Below are 18,038 nucleotides of genomic sequence, written 5' to 3' on the forward strand. Positions count from 1 at the left end.
TGAAAACTTCATTAAATCTCACTTAAAAATGGACTTAGCCTCATTATAAATCCTCTCAAAATTAGCTTCCAGATCAGCTATGGAAAATGCTTTGGAAGGTTCAGGTAGCCCTCTCTGTATCTTTTGTAATTTAAATTGCACTTTTTTATCTTTTCCATCAGCATAGGTTACGAATTCTCCCTGCTTTAGCCTAAAGAATGAATTAGCCCTAATCTTTGAGATTTCCCGTTCCCCAGTTATTTCTTTAGTGTCAAAGTTAAGATTATGGCCTCGGCTAATTGATTTTGTTGGGTCTTTAATAATTTCAAAGAAACGTTCGTAGTATTGAGCAGTGTCCGGATCATTGACCTTACCAAAGAACTGATAGGACAAGTTGGATAAGATAGCCCTGCTGGCCTTATCGCCGTACATCATATCGTTCTGTATCTTATCCTGCATTACATAGACGGTAGCGATGTCGTAACTCCGCAGCGTGGCCGGAATTCGGTGCATATTCAATAGTTTTATGGTAGGTGCTTCTTCCATCAATAGAAAAGAAGGTTCTGAATGTCTAATACTCATCTGTTTAGTTATGGTGTGGATAATTGTGGCAATTATGGGGGAGTAGGAGGTTTCATATCTAGGGTTGTTAACCACTGAAATAACGGAAGGATTATCTTTATGGTTAATGTTAAGTGGCACTTCATCTGCGGACAGGGCCATAAATATTCTTGGGGTACTTATTCTTTTTAATGCATTACTAAGTGTGCCTTTCACTCCTGCTGTTTGCCTATCAGAATCCATTCCACTAATAAAAGCATCTGCCATTCCCTTTGAGATTGTATTGGATTTTAAAAATCTTATTAGACTTTCTGTATCCAGATAATGATAAATGGCGATTACATGAGGTAAAGTACAATATTTGGGATAGGAGGATTTAAGTCTCCAGATTAATCCACCTATTAAACCTTCTGCTGCATCGTGGAAAAACTTGGTTGCGCCAACAGAAACGGAATCTTTCTGTTCCAAAAGGTTTTCTATCAAAACCCTTGAAACTTCGTTTACACTTTCTGGACTCTCCAAATATCTGGGTGCTATGGGATTCACACGGTGAATGATTTTATCAAAGGAGATTATTTTAAAAGTCATTTTTGAATCCGTGAATAGGGGATAGGCCATTTCGGTAATCTCAAAATCTTTATAATCATGAATAACCCCACAAAACCCATACTTTTTAAAGTGTTGTAAAAATCCATAGACCACACTTTCCGTCTTTCCACTTCCGGCAGATCCGATAATGGAAACTCCCCGTTTGATATTATTGATTTTAAATCTCCCATTAGCAGTTTTAAAACTGACTTGGTATTTGTTAAGAATAGCGTTCGATGTATCCGTTTCATGCAGAAAAACATACAATACGGTATTGATTAGGAGTAGGGGACAGGCTAGAAACAAAATCTCTTGGGCCCACTGCATTAACTGGGTGACCTGGACCAACATCCAAAATACAAAAAGGGTGTTAAGGGCAAACGCATACTTTGTAATCTTGAACAGTATATAGAATAAAATGCTGGCCAATCCGATGGGCATAATTATCATAAAAGGATCCACTACTTCCATATCTATTAATTAAATTCCTATAGAACTCGATTTGATGGCTACTTCTAATCCTTGTCGAAGTTTATTGAATACTTTCAAGGCTACTTGGGCTTTATTAAACGGAATACTGCCCATTATTGGAAGGCCTGATTCTCGCAACAATTTAAAGGCAATGGTCTTTTCGTTAGTAGGTAATCTCATTAAGGAATTAAAGTACATTCTTGGATTATTGATAAACTCCTTTCGGGAACTGTACTTTTCTGTAAAGCTTCTTTGATACCCAAAGGTCCTATCAAAGGTCTTTTCAGCCTTGTCAAAAAAAAGGTCTCTATTGAAACCTCTTCTAACTATCTGTCCATTTAACTCTATATCAGATGCTTTGTACTTGCTCCCTGGAGACAAACTGAAAGAATTGGATGCATCTTTTCTACTCATTACGATATGTATGTGGCTTTGACTCCCAGCTTTAACCATATCTTGTACAATCCGTTGCCCATTTTGTTGGTGAGGTGCCTGTCGTTCTAATTTTTTTATTCGTCGTTCCATTTTTTTTATATTTCCCTTTAGGGTACCGTTTTCCATTTTTTCAATATTGTGTTTTAGTTGAAGTATTTTGGTTGCATAAGGTTGATTCTCTCGGATTTGTTTATCCGTTCCTTTAAACGTCCGTTGATGTTCAATTTTGGCATAGTACTTTATATCATCTATAGACACAGGCCGTCCATTTATTTCCCGATTAAAGGATGCCACATAATCTTTCATCAGTTCTCGAGTGTATCGTTTCAGATCGAGATTTGGATTATCCAATGCTTTAAGTTCGTATTTGGAAGGGTTAATTGTGATGGAATAAAACCTTGGTTCGGATTTTTCTAGCTTTGCAGTATTGTCATCGATTTCCCTTACAACTTCTTCCGCAGAAATTTGATCATGATACTGATTGAAAAAATATTCCATGTTTTCGTTTCCTTCTTCCATACCTTGATTTTCTTTTCCCAGGTAATCCACAAAATCAGCTGAACTTGGGGAATAGGTGCTTCCTAGTTTTTGGGCTGTAATAGTGATATACATAATATTCATTTTATTGATTTGGATTTTTACGTTCGTGAAACTTTGGTTGAACCTCCTCAATCTCTTTTTTTTCTAAAATTAAAGGCCTTTTTGTTGGCTCCTCCATTTCAAATAACGAATGTATCATGGCCAGTGTGGGTTTGGTCTGGTTCTTTTCCATATCACGTAAAATGGCAATGATTGCACTTATACGTTTTTTAAAAACCTGTTCAAGGGTTCTACCGGTAGGTCCAAGAATTTGTTTTGGGGAGATTTCATTATATAAGAAAAAATCTAGAATGGTCGCCATGGCTTCTGTATGGGACTTGAAATGAGTGCGCGAAAACGACTGGAAGCGCTTTGCGGTTTTACGCTTAATTCTGATTGTTATAAAGGAGTCCATTTTTTTAGATTTTAAGAACATTTGACGCAAATTCATCCCTGTTTATGGGCTGTTTGAGGGCATTTGACGCAAATCGCAAAATCTCAAATTCCTCAACCATTTTTAAGTATCTAGTTATTAGATGTTTAGCAGTGATTGTAAATATGTAACGTGGCTTTGCCCGTTACCCTCTTGCTTCTCCTTTTTGTCCGCCACGCGGACAAACTTTCGAACCATTCAATAGTAATTTAATGGCTCCTTTCGAATACGGAAAGCAGAATGGATTATTTAAGATTTAAAAAAGTAAAACTCTCTTGAATCAGTATTAAAATGATAAAATCTTTGCGAATACTTCAATACGTTAGTGAAAAATGCCCTTGAGAGGTCAAGGACATTATCAGTTGAATCGGTCGTAAATTTCCTTTTCAATAATACACTTTATGGATTAATTACAATTGGCAGAAAAGTGTATTTTATCTTCCAATCTAATCTGTATGATTGGCGTACGGATATTAATCTCGAACTCTAATATTCACTCGGTAGCATCAACGTATTGTTTACATAAAACAAGCGAAGTTCGTTTAATGGAAAATCTGTCACTCGGTAGCTATGGGATTGAAGGATATTGTCATTGCCATCCCCATAGATAACTTCTGCTTCATAGCCAGTATAATCTTGTTTTTCTTGGGATAGCCTTTTAAAGTCTATGGTAATAAACCTGCTTTGTTTCATTAAGCTTTTGGCCATAATCGAAGCATCGGTGATCAGCCAATAGCATTCTGCAACATTGGCAAGATATTTTATTCCTTCGGTATATCTGGTATCTGTCAATGGGATATGGTATAGCATTTCCGAACCGTGAAAATGTTGCAATCCCCTTAAAATTTCATTGATTTGCGCTCTCATTGTGATTTTGTTTTAGAGGTTGATAATGAAGAAAAGGACGCAACTTTCTGCACATACGCCCTCTTTAATACATTCTAACCGGCATCATTGCCGTTCTTGGTTCCCAACAACAGGATTTCCCTTGCTTCTACTTCGGTGATGTACCGTTGGATTCCGTCGTCCGTTGTGTATGTACGGGTCTTTAATTTCCCTACCACACCAATTCCTGCCCTTTACCGGCATACTTCTCAATGATCTCGGCGGTCTTTCCCCAGGCCACGATGGAATGCCATTCTGTATTCTGGGTTTTTTCACCTTTTTCATTTTTGAAAAATTCATTGGTGGCGAGCGAAAAACGGGCTATTTTTCTCCCGTTTTCCAAAATGGTTACTTTTGGGTCTTCCCCAAGGTTCCCGATTAACTGAACATGATTTCTGATAGTACTCATAATACAAGATTTAAAGTCTGCCTTGTCGGCAGACAGGATTAATAACTATTTACTTGAAACCGGCCTGAACATATTGTTGGGCTGGTCTTCGGATAGTTTGCGTTTATATTTTTTTAATTGATTTACTTATTATATCCAGAGCGTTTTCCTTTTTTTGTCTTTTTAACTTTGGTTCTGCGAGTTTGTTGATGATTTCGTAAGATTTCATAAGATTCGTTTTAGATCTACTTCCCATAGAGCCGTTGCTGTTACCTTTTTTTGTTGCTTTCGGAGGTTCAATATTCAGGCTATGTAAGGCGTATAAGAAGTGGAACGGAGGGAAACGGTTTATGCCGCCGTCCTAGAATGAATGTTGTTGTTTTGCTGTCAAAAAAAGGTAGGGTCAGTGGCGGTTCGGGAAGTGTGTGTTAAAGCTCTTGTGAACTAGGAAAATTTTGGAACCGGGACCAATTGCAAAAATGCATTTCCGATCAGGCGGACTCCGTTTCTGGTTTCGACTTGGAGTGAAGTGTGCTTCCCGGCAGAGCGGGAAGGGCTAACGGAACGGAAAGAGGAAAATGGGGACGGTGTCCAAGACTTTCGTAGAGAAGCTCTTTGCCCGTAATGGAGTGCAACGCAATGAAGTGGCAATGTGCTGAACGGGATGTGGAAGCGGATTGTTATTCTGAGGAGGATTATAAGCGGACTTAAATGTAAAGATAGAGTTTGAATACTTGCCTGTTGCTTTCACCATATTAAAGCTATCAATACTTTTTTTTGATATTCACTCATAAAGAACGCTAAATCATTCGAGTAAGTTGCAATCGTAGGACATATAGCCTATATTTTGTAGTTATTTTTAGAAAATACAGAAAGATGACATCGATTAAATTAGGGTTGTAATAAATTCACTCGTATTAGATTCAATATATCTTAATGTGGAATAATTATAAAATTCATAATCTATAAGCCTAAGCTGTTTAGTCTAGACGACTTATTAGCGGGAGTGAAATTTTATTAAGTCATTTTAATATTATTAGGATGGATATTAATGTAAAACAATGAATTTCAAGTTTGAAGTAGTGAAATAAAATGTTTCCTTAAATGTAAATTGATTGGATTCATATTAGAGAGGATAAGTTGATTAAACTAAATAATTACAGAACCGTATTTTATAATTTAAAACACCATTTGGATAATCATATAATTTATTTAAATCAGATACTTTTTTGCACAACCAACTAATTAAAAAAAATATGAGATATCAGAGAGTAAAGTCTTTTATACTATTGTATATAACAAGCTTATTTTTAAGTGCTCAAAATGGAAATAAAGATTACACAGACAATCCAGGCAACAATAGAGGGCCTAACATTATCTTTATCTATGTAGATGATTTAGGATATGGCGATTTAGGCAGCTTTTGGCAAAATCAAATTTCTGGAGATAGAAAAATGGTTACCCCTTATTTGGATGCAATGGCAAATGAAGGAGCTATGATGACCCACCATTATACGGCGGCCCTGTCTGTGCTCCTGCTAGAGCTTCCTTGATTGAGGGACCACACCAAGGTCATTTTAGTGTTAGGGACAATCAGTTTGATGCACCTATTAAAGAAGGATTGACTATGCCTGCAATGCTTCGGAAGTCGGGAATAGGACTATGCACGTTGGTAAAGCAGGACTTGCTGGGAGGCGCGGATCTACTGAACCTGATCCTAAATCTTTGGAGGCTCATTCTTTAAAAAGAGTGTTTCATCAATTTTATGGTTATTTATATCATATTCAAGGGCATCAGCATTATCCTCAAAATGGAACTACTCCACAAAGGGCCTATTTTACTAATGGTTATGACAATATCTTAGAGAATACAGAATTAATCTTATTCTACAGACGTTTTTACCGCAAAATCTAAGAAATGGATCATTGAACATGTATCTACTCGACCGGATCAGCCATTTATTTTGTACTTAGCATATGATGCTCCCCATGCAGCTTTACAAATACCTACACAAGAATATCCAAAAGGAGGAGGTATTAACGGTGGTTTACAATGGACAGGTCAATCGTCCACCACCCCTTCGATAAATACGGCTTCTGGCACAAGAGATTCTTATATTCATCCAGGTTATGTTAACAAAGACTGGAGTGAAGGAGATAAGAGGCACGCTAGTATGATACGAAGATTATATAATGCTGCTGGAGATATTATACAGCTTTTAAAATATTTAGATATAGATGAGGAAACATTAATTATTTTTACATCTGACAATGGCCCTCATCATAAAGTTGGTAGTGGAGGCCAATTTGCGCAAAATCCTGAATTATTCCAGTCTTACGCAAATTTAAACGGAATTAAACGGGACATATGGGAAGGTGGAATCAGAATACCAACCATATGTAGGTACCGTGTGATAATTCCTGAAAGCTCTATTGTTACATATCCTTCAGGACAATGGGATTGGCTAGCTACCTTTGCCGATGTAGCTAAAGCTGCAATTCCTGTGTATACAGATGGTGTTTCCTTAATGCCATTCCTAACACAACAAAGCGATAATAAAATAAACGACAAGCGATATCTTTACGGGGAATATTTTAACAACTCTGAAACACCTTCCTACGCTGATTTTGAAATTTCAAAAAGAGGACGGAAAAGAGGGCAAATGCAATTTATTCGTATCGGAGATTATAAGGGGGTTCGTTATAATATTGAAAGTCATAATAGTACACCATATGAAATATACAATGTAGTTACGGACGAAAGAGAGCGTGTAAACTTAGCGTCGTCAATGCCCGAACTGCATCAAGAAAGGGTAGAAAAGAATATTCAAATGACTTATCTTTTCAAGACTATACATCTCCCAGGGCAAAAAAACGATGAGAATAAGATTGACCCCTTGTCAGGAGGTTTTTTCCTAAAAGGATTGGAATAAATTGATAAACCATTATCGTATCAAAGAAATAGAAACGCTAATAAATAATTGTAAAGCAGGAAAGTTTGGCTACATTAATATAATAAAAAATTAAAATCGAGTCGATCATTTACACTTATAACTTGAAAATTTTAAGTATAGTCAATTAAAGTGCTTATGCTAAATTAGTTTAGTTAGTGGGCTTTTATGGTCCTATATATTGTTTCATTAGTTTACTATGCATGTACATCTACTTTTTCAATACCTCCAAGGTTTGCTTGGAAGTTTGATAAAGGTTTATTACTTTTCGTGGTGATATCAGTATTGTGCAATAGATTATTAATCAACTTTGCTCTAGAAATACCCATCGAATGAATTTTCTCCAATTCAGAATTTAGGTTATAGGAATGGCCTTGTTCCCTTAGATAACAATTGAGTAGTTGGACAAAAAATACCGTGTGCTCTTAAGCAAAGAAGTTTATTTCCTTATGTAAATCACTGGTTTTCATTGAAAAGTATGTCATACAGGTGCTAGCCTTAGGAGTATTACAAATTTAGCCCTATTTTTTCAATGCAATGATCTAGTGTCAATTTACTCGCATCGTCACATATATTTTTTTTTTTAATTTAGTAAACTCGGAAATTCTCAATTTAACTCAGCATCAGGTGAAAAATTCATATAGACTAATTTCTTGTAAAAACCATAAACATTTTTACTTAAAATTGTATGTTATCTTTTATTAGAGACCAATCAAGTATCTACTATGATCTAAGAGTAATGGAACCATGAAGATTTTTTAGTGATATTTATATATTTTGCAAAATGAACTAATATGAATTACAACGCCCTAATGAATATCTGCTTCAATTAATGTGTCGTAATACTCTGGACTAAATGCAAAAAACTTAAGTGAGAATCTTTCATTTCTGTCTGGACCGTTATTCATATGAATCACCTGTTCATTTTCATCGAAGGGCTCTGATTCCCCTACTAGGACAAAACCTTTAAGTTTTGGATTCCAATCAATATGGCAGTATCCCCAACCGGCGTTAGTGGTTAGAAATTTGGTGGTGAATTTTTCCGCATTAGAAGTGTTTGAAATAGCTATAGTAGCTTCTTCCCGATCACCACTAAAATTACTGGCTACGGCAATCCTTCCCTTAAAAGGCCCTTCTGGCACTGCAACGGCCCCTTGGTGACATCTTCTGGCCTTATGATTTTTTCGGGTTTGGCCAATAAAAGTTGGATTTCCCTTGAGGTCAAATAACATTTCGTTCTTATAACCAGTTTTACTTTGTCTCCTTGAGACTACATATATAGTCCTATCTTCCAATAGTGCCCAAGAAATTTCGTTGAGCTCTCCCATATACTCTGGATATTCTAGGGAATCATAGAATATATCCCAAGATTTGCCTCCATCCATAGTAATTAGAAATTTTACGGGATCAACATAAAAAGGTACAATGTAGGCATCTTCTTTTTTACCTTTCCATTCCATATCTGGAATAAATAGCGCATTGGTAGATGGGGATTGGTTGGGGGCAATAGTATCTATCTTTGAAGTAAGAAGTTTGGTCATCTCATTCATTGATTCTGGTTGGGACCACGTTTTGCCCAGATCCGTGCTAATGGTTCTGTAAACACCCTTGTATTTATTTGCATGGGGATGCGAACTATGACCGCCTGAAAAATAGCAATGGATCTCATCGCCCCATTGTACCATGGATGTATAGGCAACTACCCCATTAATATCCTGCATCAAGATCTGGTCGTCTATCCAGGTTTTGCCACCGTCTAAGCTTCTTGTCATTACCAATGTAAGACCAGGAGGGGCATCATTGGCGCCTTTAATTTGAAAATGATAGGAAGCTACCAATACTCCATTATCTAGTGCAATTACACGTGGTTCTTTGGTTTGGTAGGCACCAAATTTAGTTCCTTCATATCGGGGGTCTCCTTTAGAAATATCAGAAGGCAAAAAACGCATTCCTTTATAAACTAAGGAGTCGTTAATAATTTTACCGGTAATATATTCATGGCCAGTGTACTTTTTGTCCAAGTTTTTAATATCCCCTCCTGCCATTTGGGTATGTGAAAAATGTACGAAAATTGTATCCAAAGTTGAGGTGATAAAATCACCTGTATTATTTTTTGCAGTTACTTTTATAATATTTGGACCATACCAATCCGCTAAAAAAATATTTTTATTGGAAGAAAAGAATCTATTTAAATTTTTTTGGTTTAATAATTTTGCATCGCCTTGGGCTTCTATGATTTCGTATTGGTAGGTTAGGTTGTCTTTCGAACCATGGACCTTAGCTTCCATTTGAACTTGGAACTTTTGAATTACCATATCATTGGGAAGCATATGATCGGGATGGGTTTTGAAATAGTTATCAGGTTTTATAATTGTTTTATCCAATGACAAGGTGGCTGTATTTGGATCTTCAATCCATTCTAAATTGAATTTTGCTAATTGAATTTTTGCCCGATCCCCGTTAAAATCGTATTCTGCTAACATACCTATTTTTCCCTCAGGTAAAATGGCCAAGGAAGAATAGTCAAACTTCCCGTTGTACAATGGTTTTTGAACTGGCCAAGTCTCTCCATCATCATAACTTAAAGCAATTATAGCTTTTCCTCTTTTATTACCATCCAACCTGCCTGTAACCCCTACATGGATCAATACTCCGGGATTGTTGCCATTTTTAAATCGATATCGCAATAAGGGTGACATACTGCCAGTATCGATTAATTCTGGATGTGCTGATAATCTACTCCATGTTTTTCCTCCATTATAACTCTTGGATATCAGTCGATGACCTTTATCTCTAATGGAAGCCATTATCGCTCCATCTTCCAGCTCTACCATCTGAATTTCATTACCTCCAGAATTCCCGTCGGTTGATGCTGGCATGGTCTTCCCATGTTTCCAACTATTACCATGGTCATCGGAGTACAGGGCGTAGTTTCCAGAAGTTTTTTTGCCATTCTTTAAAATGGTTTCAGACATCGGGATAATAATTCGGTCTTTAAATTTTCCATTTTTAAGGGTGATGCCCACTCCCGGTCCACTTATAGCGTGTAAACTGTGTTTGTTTGATTTAGCAATATGGGTAATTTCTTCAGGAGTAGACCAGCTTAACCCTTCATCCTTACTTTTCACCATAAATACTTTTTCTATGGCATTACCTTCCAATCCCGGCTCCACTTGTTTTACCCCATGCGATCGGTTGCTACTATGTCTTTTCTCGGGAAAATAAATATAGGTTAAAATAATTGTACCGTTTGCTGCTTGTACCAGTACAGGGTTCATCACCACATTATCACCAGCCTCAACAATCACCCTGGGAGAAGACCACGTAACTCCACTATCTGTACTTAGCTTTAAGACGAGGTCATTTTTGGCATGATCGTGATTCATGTCTTTACGGCCTTCCATAAGAGCTAGTGTGGTCCCCTTTTTTGTTACCAAGATAGAAGGAATACGATAATTGTGATATCCCATATTGTCGTTCTGCGAATCAAATACCGTGCTGATTTCAAAAATGGGGAGTTCTATTGATGATGTACTGTGCTGACTCCATATAGATGTATAGCTAAAATAAAAAATGAAAATCAATCCATTTAAAATGTAATCTTTCATGTTTGTATAAATTAATAAGATAGTGATAAAACTAAATTCACAATGTATGGTGCAATGACGGCAGTCATTAGCCCATTAATACACATGGCCAGTCCACCATAAGCTATAGGTTGTTTTCCTTTATCCAGCGATCTGGCGGTGCCAATACTATGGGCGACGGTTCCTAGGGCCCCCACTATGGCGTTTTTGTTCCTAATTCCCGAAGCACGTAAAATAGCAGGATCAAGTGCATTTCCAAAGATGCCTGATGCTATTGCTATACTAGCAGATATATATGGAACTCCAACAATTTTTTTGGCCATTTCCAAAGCTATTAGGGGATGGTGATAGATTTTGGGGCTATAGACCTTATAATTGGTTAAAAAGCACCTAAAGCGGTAGCTATTGCACAGACAGAAATGCTACTTATGATTCCCCCGATACGAACGGTAGATACAAAAGGCATTATATTTCATTTTATCTGCTTATATTTCTCATAAAAGAGAACACCTAGGGCTATCGCTGTAGGGCCTAATAGAAATCCTAGGTATTACCCACCAACATTATAGACATCAAAAATGATTTCAAAAATGACCAGTAAGAAATTCTTCCTAAATTAGAGCCATAAATTATGATTATATCTTTTATTCATATCCAGGAGTTTGCTCTACTTTAGGATCATTAATCATAGTGGTTAAGTCAATGGGCCATAGTAATTTATGTCTCTCGTCAGCATTTAATACTGGATACCTTTCAGGCTCTCCTAACTCTCGATAATTACAATCTGCCGAGAAAGCTAAGGGTTGACCATTAGCATCCTGCATACGTACTAGGTCATGCCAACGTTTACCTTCAGTTATAAATTCTTTATCACGTTCACGAAGAATTGCTTTTTCATTATCTTCAAATGTACTATCTGTGTATTTAAAATCTGAATAATTATCTTTGTAAGCACGTTCGCGCACTTGATTAATCCATGGTGCTACAGCATTTCCTAAAGTATTCTCAATTTCAGCCATCATTAATAAGGCTTCAGCGTAACGGTACAAATGTATATCGCCTTCATAAATACGTTGATTTGTAGAATTAAGGATGCCAAAGTTTTTAATGGTTACAATACCCTGAAATACTGAGTCAGCCTTTGCATAGAAATCAACAAAGGTAGCATCCCGACGAGTATCTTCTTTATCAAATACATCCCAAATTTCCCATTTATACTCATGGCGTAAAAGACCTGTACCTCTTTTGTCTAAAATATCTTCAGTCACCAGTTCACCATTTCTATCGCGAATAAGACCATATATTTGGTTATCCGCCATTATAAACTCGCTCATAAAGTTAGTAGATTCACCTTCCTTAAAACGTAAAGAGAAGATTACTTCTTTGTTATTCTTTTCTGTGAATACTTTCGAGAAGTCATCCATTAAAGAGAAATTACCAACTATATTTTCTAAAGTTGATTTTGCAATTTTTAAGTCATCTTTATTAGCAGGATGGTCTCCTGTAGTTACTTTTGCAGACCACATATATATGTCAGTTTTGAGCATTTGGGTTGCAGCTAAAGACCACATGCTATGATCTCCTTTCAAGTATCTGCCTTCAAACAATTCTTCTGATTTATTTACATCCTCTTTAATAAACTTCAAAGTCTGTGCAGGGGTAGAGCGCGGTGTATATAAATTTACGGGATCTATTGTTCCCTCTAATAGGGTAGGTGTAGAGATTAATGGTACCCCACCATATGTTTTATACAGCCAGAAGTATTGTAATGCACGCAAGCCGTGAGCTTGAGCTAAATAGTATTTCCTATCCGCATCAGAAAGAAAATCACATTCCTCTGTCACTTTTTGAATAAACAAGTTGATATCTAAAATTCGAGGATATGAACCGTCCCACGAACTAATTCCTGTTTTATCTTTGGTAAAATCATTATCCTTTATTGGTGATGGCCAATTTAAGGAAGTTCCGAAATTTCCTGATGAGGGAATAAGTGTGCCTCCACGAGCTTCACCTAATTTAAAGGCAAATTGATAGGCGCCCCGTAAACTGGCATGCATTCCTATTACATAACCCCTAACTTGAGCTTCATTTTGCCAAAAATTACCGCTACCATAGCTATCTTCTGGTGCTAAGTCTAAAGTAGATTCACAAGAGAAAATAGCGCACAGCATGACTATTGCAAGGCTTTGATATAGATATTTTTTTATTGTTTTCATTGTTTAAGAGATTTTTTAGATGAATTAGAATGTAATACTTGCGCCAAAAATCACACTAATTGGTAATGGATATCCACCATTTGAATTGCTTTTATACATTTCAGGCGTATGAATACCTTTTGCAGAAGTCAAGTAACCTAAGTTCTGACCGCTTACAGACAAAGTGATATCTTGGACATTTATTTTAGATAGAATAACTTCTGGTAGTTGATATGATAGAGCTAATTCTTTAAATCCTAAATAAGTTCCATTTTTATAAAACATTGAAGAATTACGAAAATAATTATTCTTACCTAAATTGTCAGCGCGTGTCATAACTGGCAATGTATTACTTTGATTTTCTGATGTCCAAGCATCTTTCATCTTATTTAAAGTGTTAAATGTGCCTTGGCCACCAGCTATAATCCATTTTTCGCGTTCATTAAACAGTGTATGACCAATAGCATAATTCATACGTGCTGTAAAAGTTAGACCCTTCCATGATAAAGCCGAGCTGATACCACCAGATAAATCTGGATTTCTGTTGCCCTGATACACTAAATCATATCTATCTATTATACCATCACCATTTACATCTTGCCATATAGCATCACCTGGCTGAATAGGCCAACCGTTCCTCTTCTCTATGTCAGATAATGCTTCCCACGCATCAGGTCCATATAGTTTCTTTCCACCAATTTCATCTATTAAATCACCAGGGATTTCATCATAATTTTGATAGACGCCTTGGAAGTTGAATGCATACATATCACCTGGACGTTGACCTTCTTGATAGCCCCCTACCCATAACAATTCTGTTGTGTTTTCAGGATCCCAAATTTGCTGTCCACCTTGACGGTTGTTTTGGTTTTCATTATCAGGAAGTTTAGTCACTTTATTTTGTGCAAATGCACCATTTATATTGATATTCCAACTAATGTCAGCATTTTGAATCACCTTAAAGCCTAAATCAAATTCTAAGCCTAAGTTCTGGATTTCTCCATTGTTAGTACGGAGTGAGTTCATGCCTGAGGATGCAGGCAAACTGATATTGGTGAATTTATCTTGAGTACGACGATTATAATATGAAAAATTAGAATTAATACGATTAGATAAAAAACTCAAATCTAAACCTACTTCAAACGTATGTGATTTTTCCCAAACTAAATAAGGATTTGGTAAAGCACCCAAACTATAACCAATGTTTCCATCATATTTATTTGTACCATAGCTACCTTGTAGTTCATAAAGGCCAATATCAGAAACGTTTCCATTCACACCATAGCTGGTACGAACTTTCGCAAATGAAATAATATCGTTAACAGACTCCATGAAATCTTCTTTGCTAAACACCCAGCCTGCAGACACTCCCGGGAAAACACCCCAACGGTTGGACCCAATCAATTTGGAATAACCATCTTTTCGTAATACAGTAGATAATAAATATTTAGATTGATAATCATAATTTGCACGACCAAAAAAAGATAAAATGCGTTCTTCATTATGGTATGAATCAATAGAGCGTTTTCCTTCTTCTGATGACGTATATCCTAAATCTTGAAAATCATCTGTTGGAGCACCACTACCTGAAGCGCTGAATCCATACTGACGCTTTGAGAAATATTCTGTGCCCGCCATGGCATTTATAAAGTGATCTTTAATTTGCCTTTTATATGTAATTAAACCTGTGTACGTTTTAGATAATCTTCGACCGTAACTATTACTTGTATTACGTGCTGAATTAATATTACCTGGTCTAGTTAAAAAATCCTTATTAAAACTTTCTGCAAATGTATCGAAGAAGTACAGGTTAGCAGAAGCTTTAGCTTTCAAGCCGTCAATAATATCAAATTCCAAAGTTTGATTGATGTCAAATTGATTACGTTTATTATCACGATGAAATTTTTCAATTTGAAATTTTTGATTTCCATCACCAGAATTCATTCCTAAAATGGGGTCTCCGGCATCATTATATCCACGCATGGTGGGAGGTGCGCCAAGCACCCGGCCAAAGTAATTTGATTCGTTGGTTTGTGTAGCAGGAAGTCCATTCCAACTTTCATCTGCGAATTTAAAACTCGAAATCGACTTCAACCATTCTTTGATTTTATAATCTCCGTTAAACGTGAAATTTAAACGTTTATAATAATTTCCAGGTGCCTGACCATCGTCATTATTGAAACCTAAGCTAGAATAGTAACTTCCCTTATCATTACCGCCAGAGATATTAAGGGCATAATCTTGAGTATAAGAAGGAGATTTGATATTGACACTTTTCATGTCAAAATCATAAAATATTAATTTATCTCCGTAAATAGGATCAGTCATGGTTTGCCAGCCTTGATCTAATAAAAAGGCTAATTCTGGTGTGTACTTCATAGTACTCCAAACTGCTGTAGTGTGCTCATTTCCATTCAAAGGATTACCATTAGCATCAAAATAAGCATTACCTGTACCGAAAGGAGTAGCACCTGCTAAATCTTTATCATTAAGCCATCCTCGAGGATTTCCATTAGGATCTAGATAGCTATTACCTGCGTTATGGACTGCTTTGCGGAAATAATGCAAGTAATCACGCGCATTCATAAAATTGTAAGGGTTATTATGCGTATTTATTGATAATTTAGACTTTACATTAATCGTTGCTTTTCCTTTCGCTCCCGTTTTTGTGGTAATAAGAACCACTCCATTATTGGCACGTGCACCATAAATAGCCGTAGATCCAGCATCTTTCATTACTTCGATGGACTCAATGTCTTCTGGATTGATGCCATGCATGTTTTCACGTAGTGTGCCATCTACAATGTAAAGAGGTGATCCTGTTCCATTAAAGTTGGTGCCCCCACGAAGAATAATTTGCGGGCTACTCGTTGGAGACCCTGAAGCGGTCACCACTTCTAGGCCAGACACTGTTCCTGCTAGGGCTTTTGCGGGATTAGAATAAGCGCCATACAAGTAAACTTTGTCATCTACTTTAGAGATAGAGCTAGTTAATTTTGAACGTAATTGTGTTCCACCATAAGCAGTTACCACAACTTCATCTAATAATTCAAGATTCTCTTGTAAGGTGATTTCAAAGTAAGATTTATTAGCAACGGAAATGGATTGTTTTTCGTAGCCAACATAAGTGATTTCTAATGTGGCTTTTGAATTTACCGTTATGGTAAACTTCCCGTCAAAATCAGTCATTACACCATTGATTGTTCCAGTCTCTATTACTGAGGCGCCAACCATTTCCTGCCCTTGTGAATCGTATACAAATCCACTGACTTTTTTTTGTTGAGCTGATAAACTCAAACAGGAAAAAAAGATTAGAGCATACATTACTAATTCTTTAATCATAGAAAAAAGTATTTAAAAAGTTAATCATTAAATTAAAATTTGGTTATTTAATAGGTGTGCGTAGTTTACGAACTATAGATCAGATTTCATATAAATGTATTATGTTTAACATAATCCAAACATAGTATTATTTTTTAATATTGCAAATGAAATACTTGAAAATTTATTATTTTAAAGTATTTATCTCCTTAGAGTTTTCATTTTCATAGTGTTGTGTTAATAATCGCTATCATTCTGTTGTGAAAATCATTTTTCATAGGGTTAGTATTCGGCTGGTTAAAATATTTATACAAGTAATCCTGAAGATGGCATACTTGATTTTAAATTGTCATTAATCGGCTTTCTATCTTCGATATCGTTTGGTGTGTTTTCAGGGAAATTGTATCATTAGTTGCTAGATGATATATAGGACTGAATAGCGTATTAGTAGAATGAGATAGGTTCGGGGCTGTAGTGTGTATTTTGGAGGTTAGTAATGTGGACATTTCATTCATTGATTCTGATTGGGTATAATCCTCTTCGTTTTTTGGACAGAAAATTAAGTTGTAATTTAAACTTGTCAAATATGAAGAGACCTAGAGGAAAATTCAGTTCTTCATTCAACGCTAAAGTGGCCATTGAGGCGATAAACGAACAAAGTAGCCTGCAAGAGGTTGCGGCAAAATTCGTACTGCATCCCAACCAGATTTCAAACTGGAAACGCGAGCTATTGGAAAATGCAGATCTGGTCTGTGGCCCAAAAGCAGAAAAAGAAAATCTAGAACCCGAGACCGGCCCTCTCTACAGCAAGATTGGCCAGTTGCAGGTGGAGAATGATTTTTTAATGAAATCCTTGGGCAAATGCGCACTACCGAGAGAAGGCAAGTGGTATTGAAGTCTCAATCAAGGCTAAGTTTTCGTAGAGCAATGCAGTCTCCTGAACATCCATCTTTCGTGGCTATACTAGAAGCCAAGAACGAGAGTCCTTTGAACCTTACGCTTATGACGATAATAGATGAGTATTTTATGGAGTATCCCTATTAAGGAGTGGAAGCTATGACCGATTATCTAAACCTTGACCTTGGGTATTGCGTAATTGTAAAAAGGACTAGACGGCTGTAAAGTCCTATGGAACTTCAAACCATTTTTAAATAGCCCAGGACTACGGTCAGGGGCCTTAAGCTATAAATATTCTTATCTGCTAAAGGATCTATAAATAATGCGCCCCAACCAGGTCTGGCAGACCGATATCACCTATGTACTTATGGCGAGAGGCTTTATGTTCATAAATGCGATAATCAATATGTACAGTAGAAAGATACTTATGGAGTATCTCAAATTCAATTGACATGGAATGGTGTATAGTACTACTAGAAGATAATATTGCCAGATACGGGGCACAGGAGATATATAATTCCGATCAAGGGGTAGCAATATACCAATATCAATACATCGACGTGCTCAAAGAACATAACACCCAGATATCAAAGGATGGAAAGGGAAGGGCTATGGACAACATTTACATCGAACGTTTCTGGAAGTCCCTCAAATTTGAAAAGATTTACCTTGACCCTCCCAACGGGGGATTGGACCTGCATCTAACGGTAAGGGGGTGTATCAAGCTCTACAATGCCAAATAAGACATACGGAAATATGAAAAGTGCTG

Annotated in this window: 13 protein-coding genes and 1 pseudogene; 5 read left to right on the forward strand and 9 right to left on the reverse strand. The window is 36.6% G+C overall.

The annotated features are described in order from the left end of the window. Positions 1-18: 18 nt before the first annotated feature. From G466_RS0108910 to G466_RS21680, 5 genes and pseudogenes are all read right to left on the reverse strand, one after another. Positions 19-1,599, reverse strand: a complete 1,581-nt coding sequence (locus G466_RS0108910) for a type IV secretory system conjugative DNA transfer family protein (RefSeq protein ID WP_026813349.1) — start codon at positions 1,597-1,599, stop codon at positions 19-21. 9 nt (positions 1,600-1,608) lie between these two features. Beyond that, the gene (mobB, locus tag G466_RS0108915; RefSeq protein ID WP_026813350.1) at positions 1,609-2,646 is read right to left on the reverse strand and encodes a MobB family relaxase; all 1,038 of its coding nucleotides are present in this window, start codon (positions 2,644-2,646) and stop codon (positions 1,609-1,611) included. Between the two features lie 10 nt (positions 2,647-2,656). Continuing rightward, positions 2,657-3,028 (reverse strand): BfmA/BtgA family mobilization protein, encoded by a 372-nt coding sequence (locus G466_RS0108920; RefSeq protein WP_026813351.1) that lies wholly within the window; start codon positions 3,026-3,028, stop codon positions 2,657-2,659. A gap of 504 nt (positions 3,029-3,532) precedes the next feature. Then, a complete protein-coding gene (locus G466_RS0108925) occupies positions 3,533-3,913 on the reverse strand; it encodes a DUF6876 family protein (protein WP_026813352.1) in 381 nt (126 codons plus the stop codon). Positions 3,914-3,987: 74 nt separating this feature from the next. Further along, positions 3,988-4,340 (reverse strand): annotated as a pseudogene (locus tag G466_RS21680) (single-stranded DNA-binding protein). 1,235 nt (positions 4,341-5,575) lie between these two features. On the opposite strand from G466_RS21680, the gene G466_RS23085 reads away from it, so the two are divergent. The 3 genes from G466_RS23085 (at position 5,576) to G466_RS23095 (ending at position 7,251) form a co-directional block, all read left to right on the forward strand. Next, positions 5,576-5,872, forward strand: coding sequence for a sulfatase-like hydrolase/transferase (locus tag G466_RS23085; protein ID WP_051315579.1), 297 nt, complete (start codon positions 5,576-5,578; stop codon positions 5,870-5,872). A 109-nt stretch (positions 5,873-5,981) separates the two neighbouring features. Beyond that, entirely contained in the window at positions 5,982-6,233 is a 252-nt protein-coding gene (locus G466_RS23090) for a hypothetical protein (RefSeq protein WP_051315580.1), read from the forward strand. Positions 6,234-6,243: 10 nt separating this feature from the next. After that, positions 6,244-7,251, forward strand: a complete 1,008-nt coding sequence (locus tag G466_RS23095; RefSeq protein WP_240488301.1) for a sulfatase-like hydrolase/transferase — start codon at positions 6,244-6,246, stop codon at positions 7,249-7,251. Positions 7,252-8,078: 827 nt separating this feature from the next. Here the strand turns inward: G466_RS23095 and G466_RS0108945 are convergent. The 4 genes from G466_RS0108945 to G466_RS0108960 all read right to left on the reverse strand — a co-directional run bounded on the left by G466_RS0108945 (position 8,079) and on the right by G466_RS0108960 (position 16,393). Continuing rightward, positions 8,079-10,877, reverse strand: coding sequence for a sialidase family protein (locus G466_RS0108945; RefSeq protein WP_026813353.1), 2,799 nt, complete (start codon positions 10,875-10,877; stop codon positions 8,079-8,081). Positions 10,878-10,888: 11 nt separating this feature from the next. Further along, positions 10,889-11,179, reverse strand: a complete 291-nt coding sequence (locus G466_RS23100) for an LrgB family protein (protein ID WP_051315582.1) — start codon at positions 11,177-11,179, stop codon at positions 10,889-10,891. Positions 11,180-11,500: 321 nt separating this feature from the next. Beyond that, a complete protein-coding gene (locus G466_RS0108955) occupies positions 11,501-13,072 on the reverse strand; it encodes a RagB/SusD family nutrient uptake outer membrane protein (RefSeq protein WP_034235111.1) in 1,572 nt (523 codons plus the stop codon). 24 nt (positions 13,073-13,096) lie between these two features. Continuing rightward, the gene (locus tag G466_RS0108960; protein WP_034235113.1) at positions 13,097-16,393 is read right to left on the reverse strand and encodes a SusC/RagA family TonB-linked outer membrane protein; all 3,297 of its coding nucleotides are present in this window, start codon (positions 16,391-16,393) and stop codon (positions 13,097-13,099) included. 565 nt (positions 16,394-16,958) lie between these two features. On the opposite strand from G466_RS0108960, the gene G466_RS0108965 reads away from it, so the two are divergent. Both G466_RS0108965 and G466_RS23105 read left to right on the forward strand, forming a co-directional pair. After that, a complete protein-coding gene (locus G466_RS0108965; protein WP_034235116.1) occupies positions 16,959-17,267 on the forward strand; it encodes a transposase in 309 nt (102 codons plus the stop codon). A gap of 454 nt (positions 17,268-17,721) precedes the next feature. Continuing rightward, positions 17,722-18,012 (forward strand): hypothetical protein, encoded by a 291-nt coding sequence (locus G466_RS23105; RefSeq protein WP_051315583.1) that lies wholly within the window; start codon positions 17,722-17,724, stop codon positions 18,010-18,012. Positions 18,013-18,038: the final 26 nt, after the last annotated feature.

This window comes from Arenibacter certesii DSM 19833 (assembly GCF_000429545.1).
Classification (GTDB): Bacteria; Bacteroidota; Bacteroidia; order Flavobacteriales; family Flavobacteriaceae; genus Arenibacter; species Arenibacter certesii.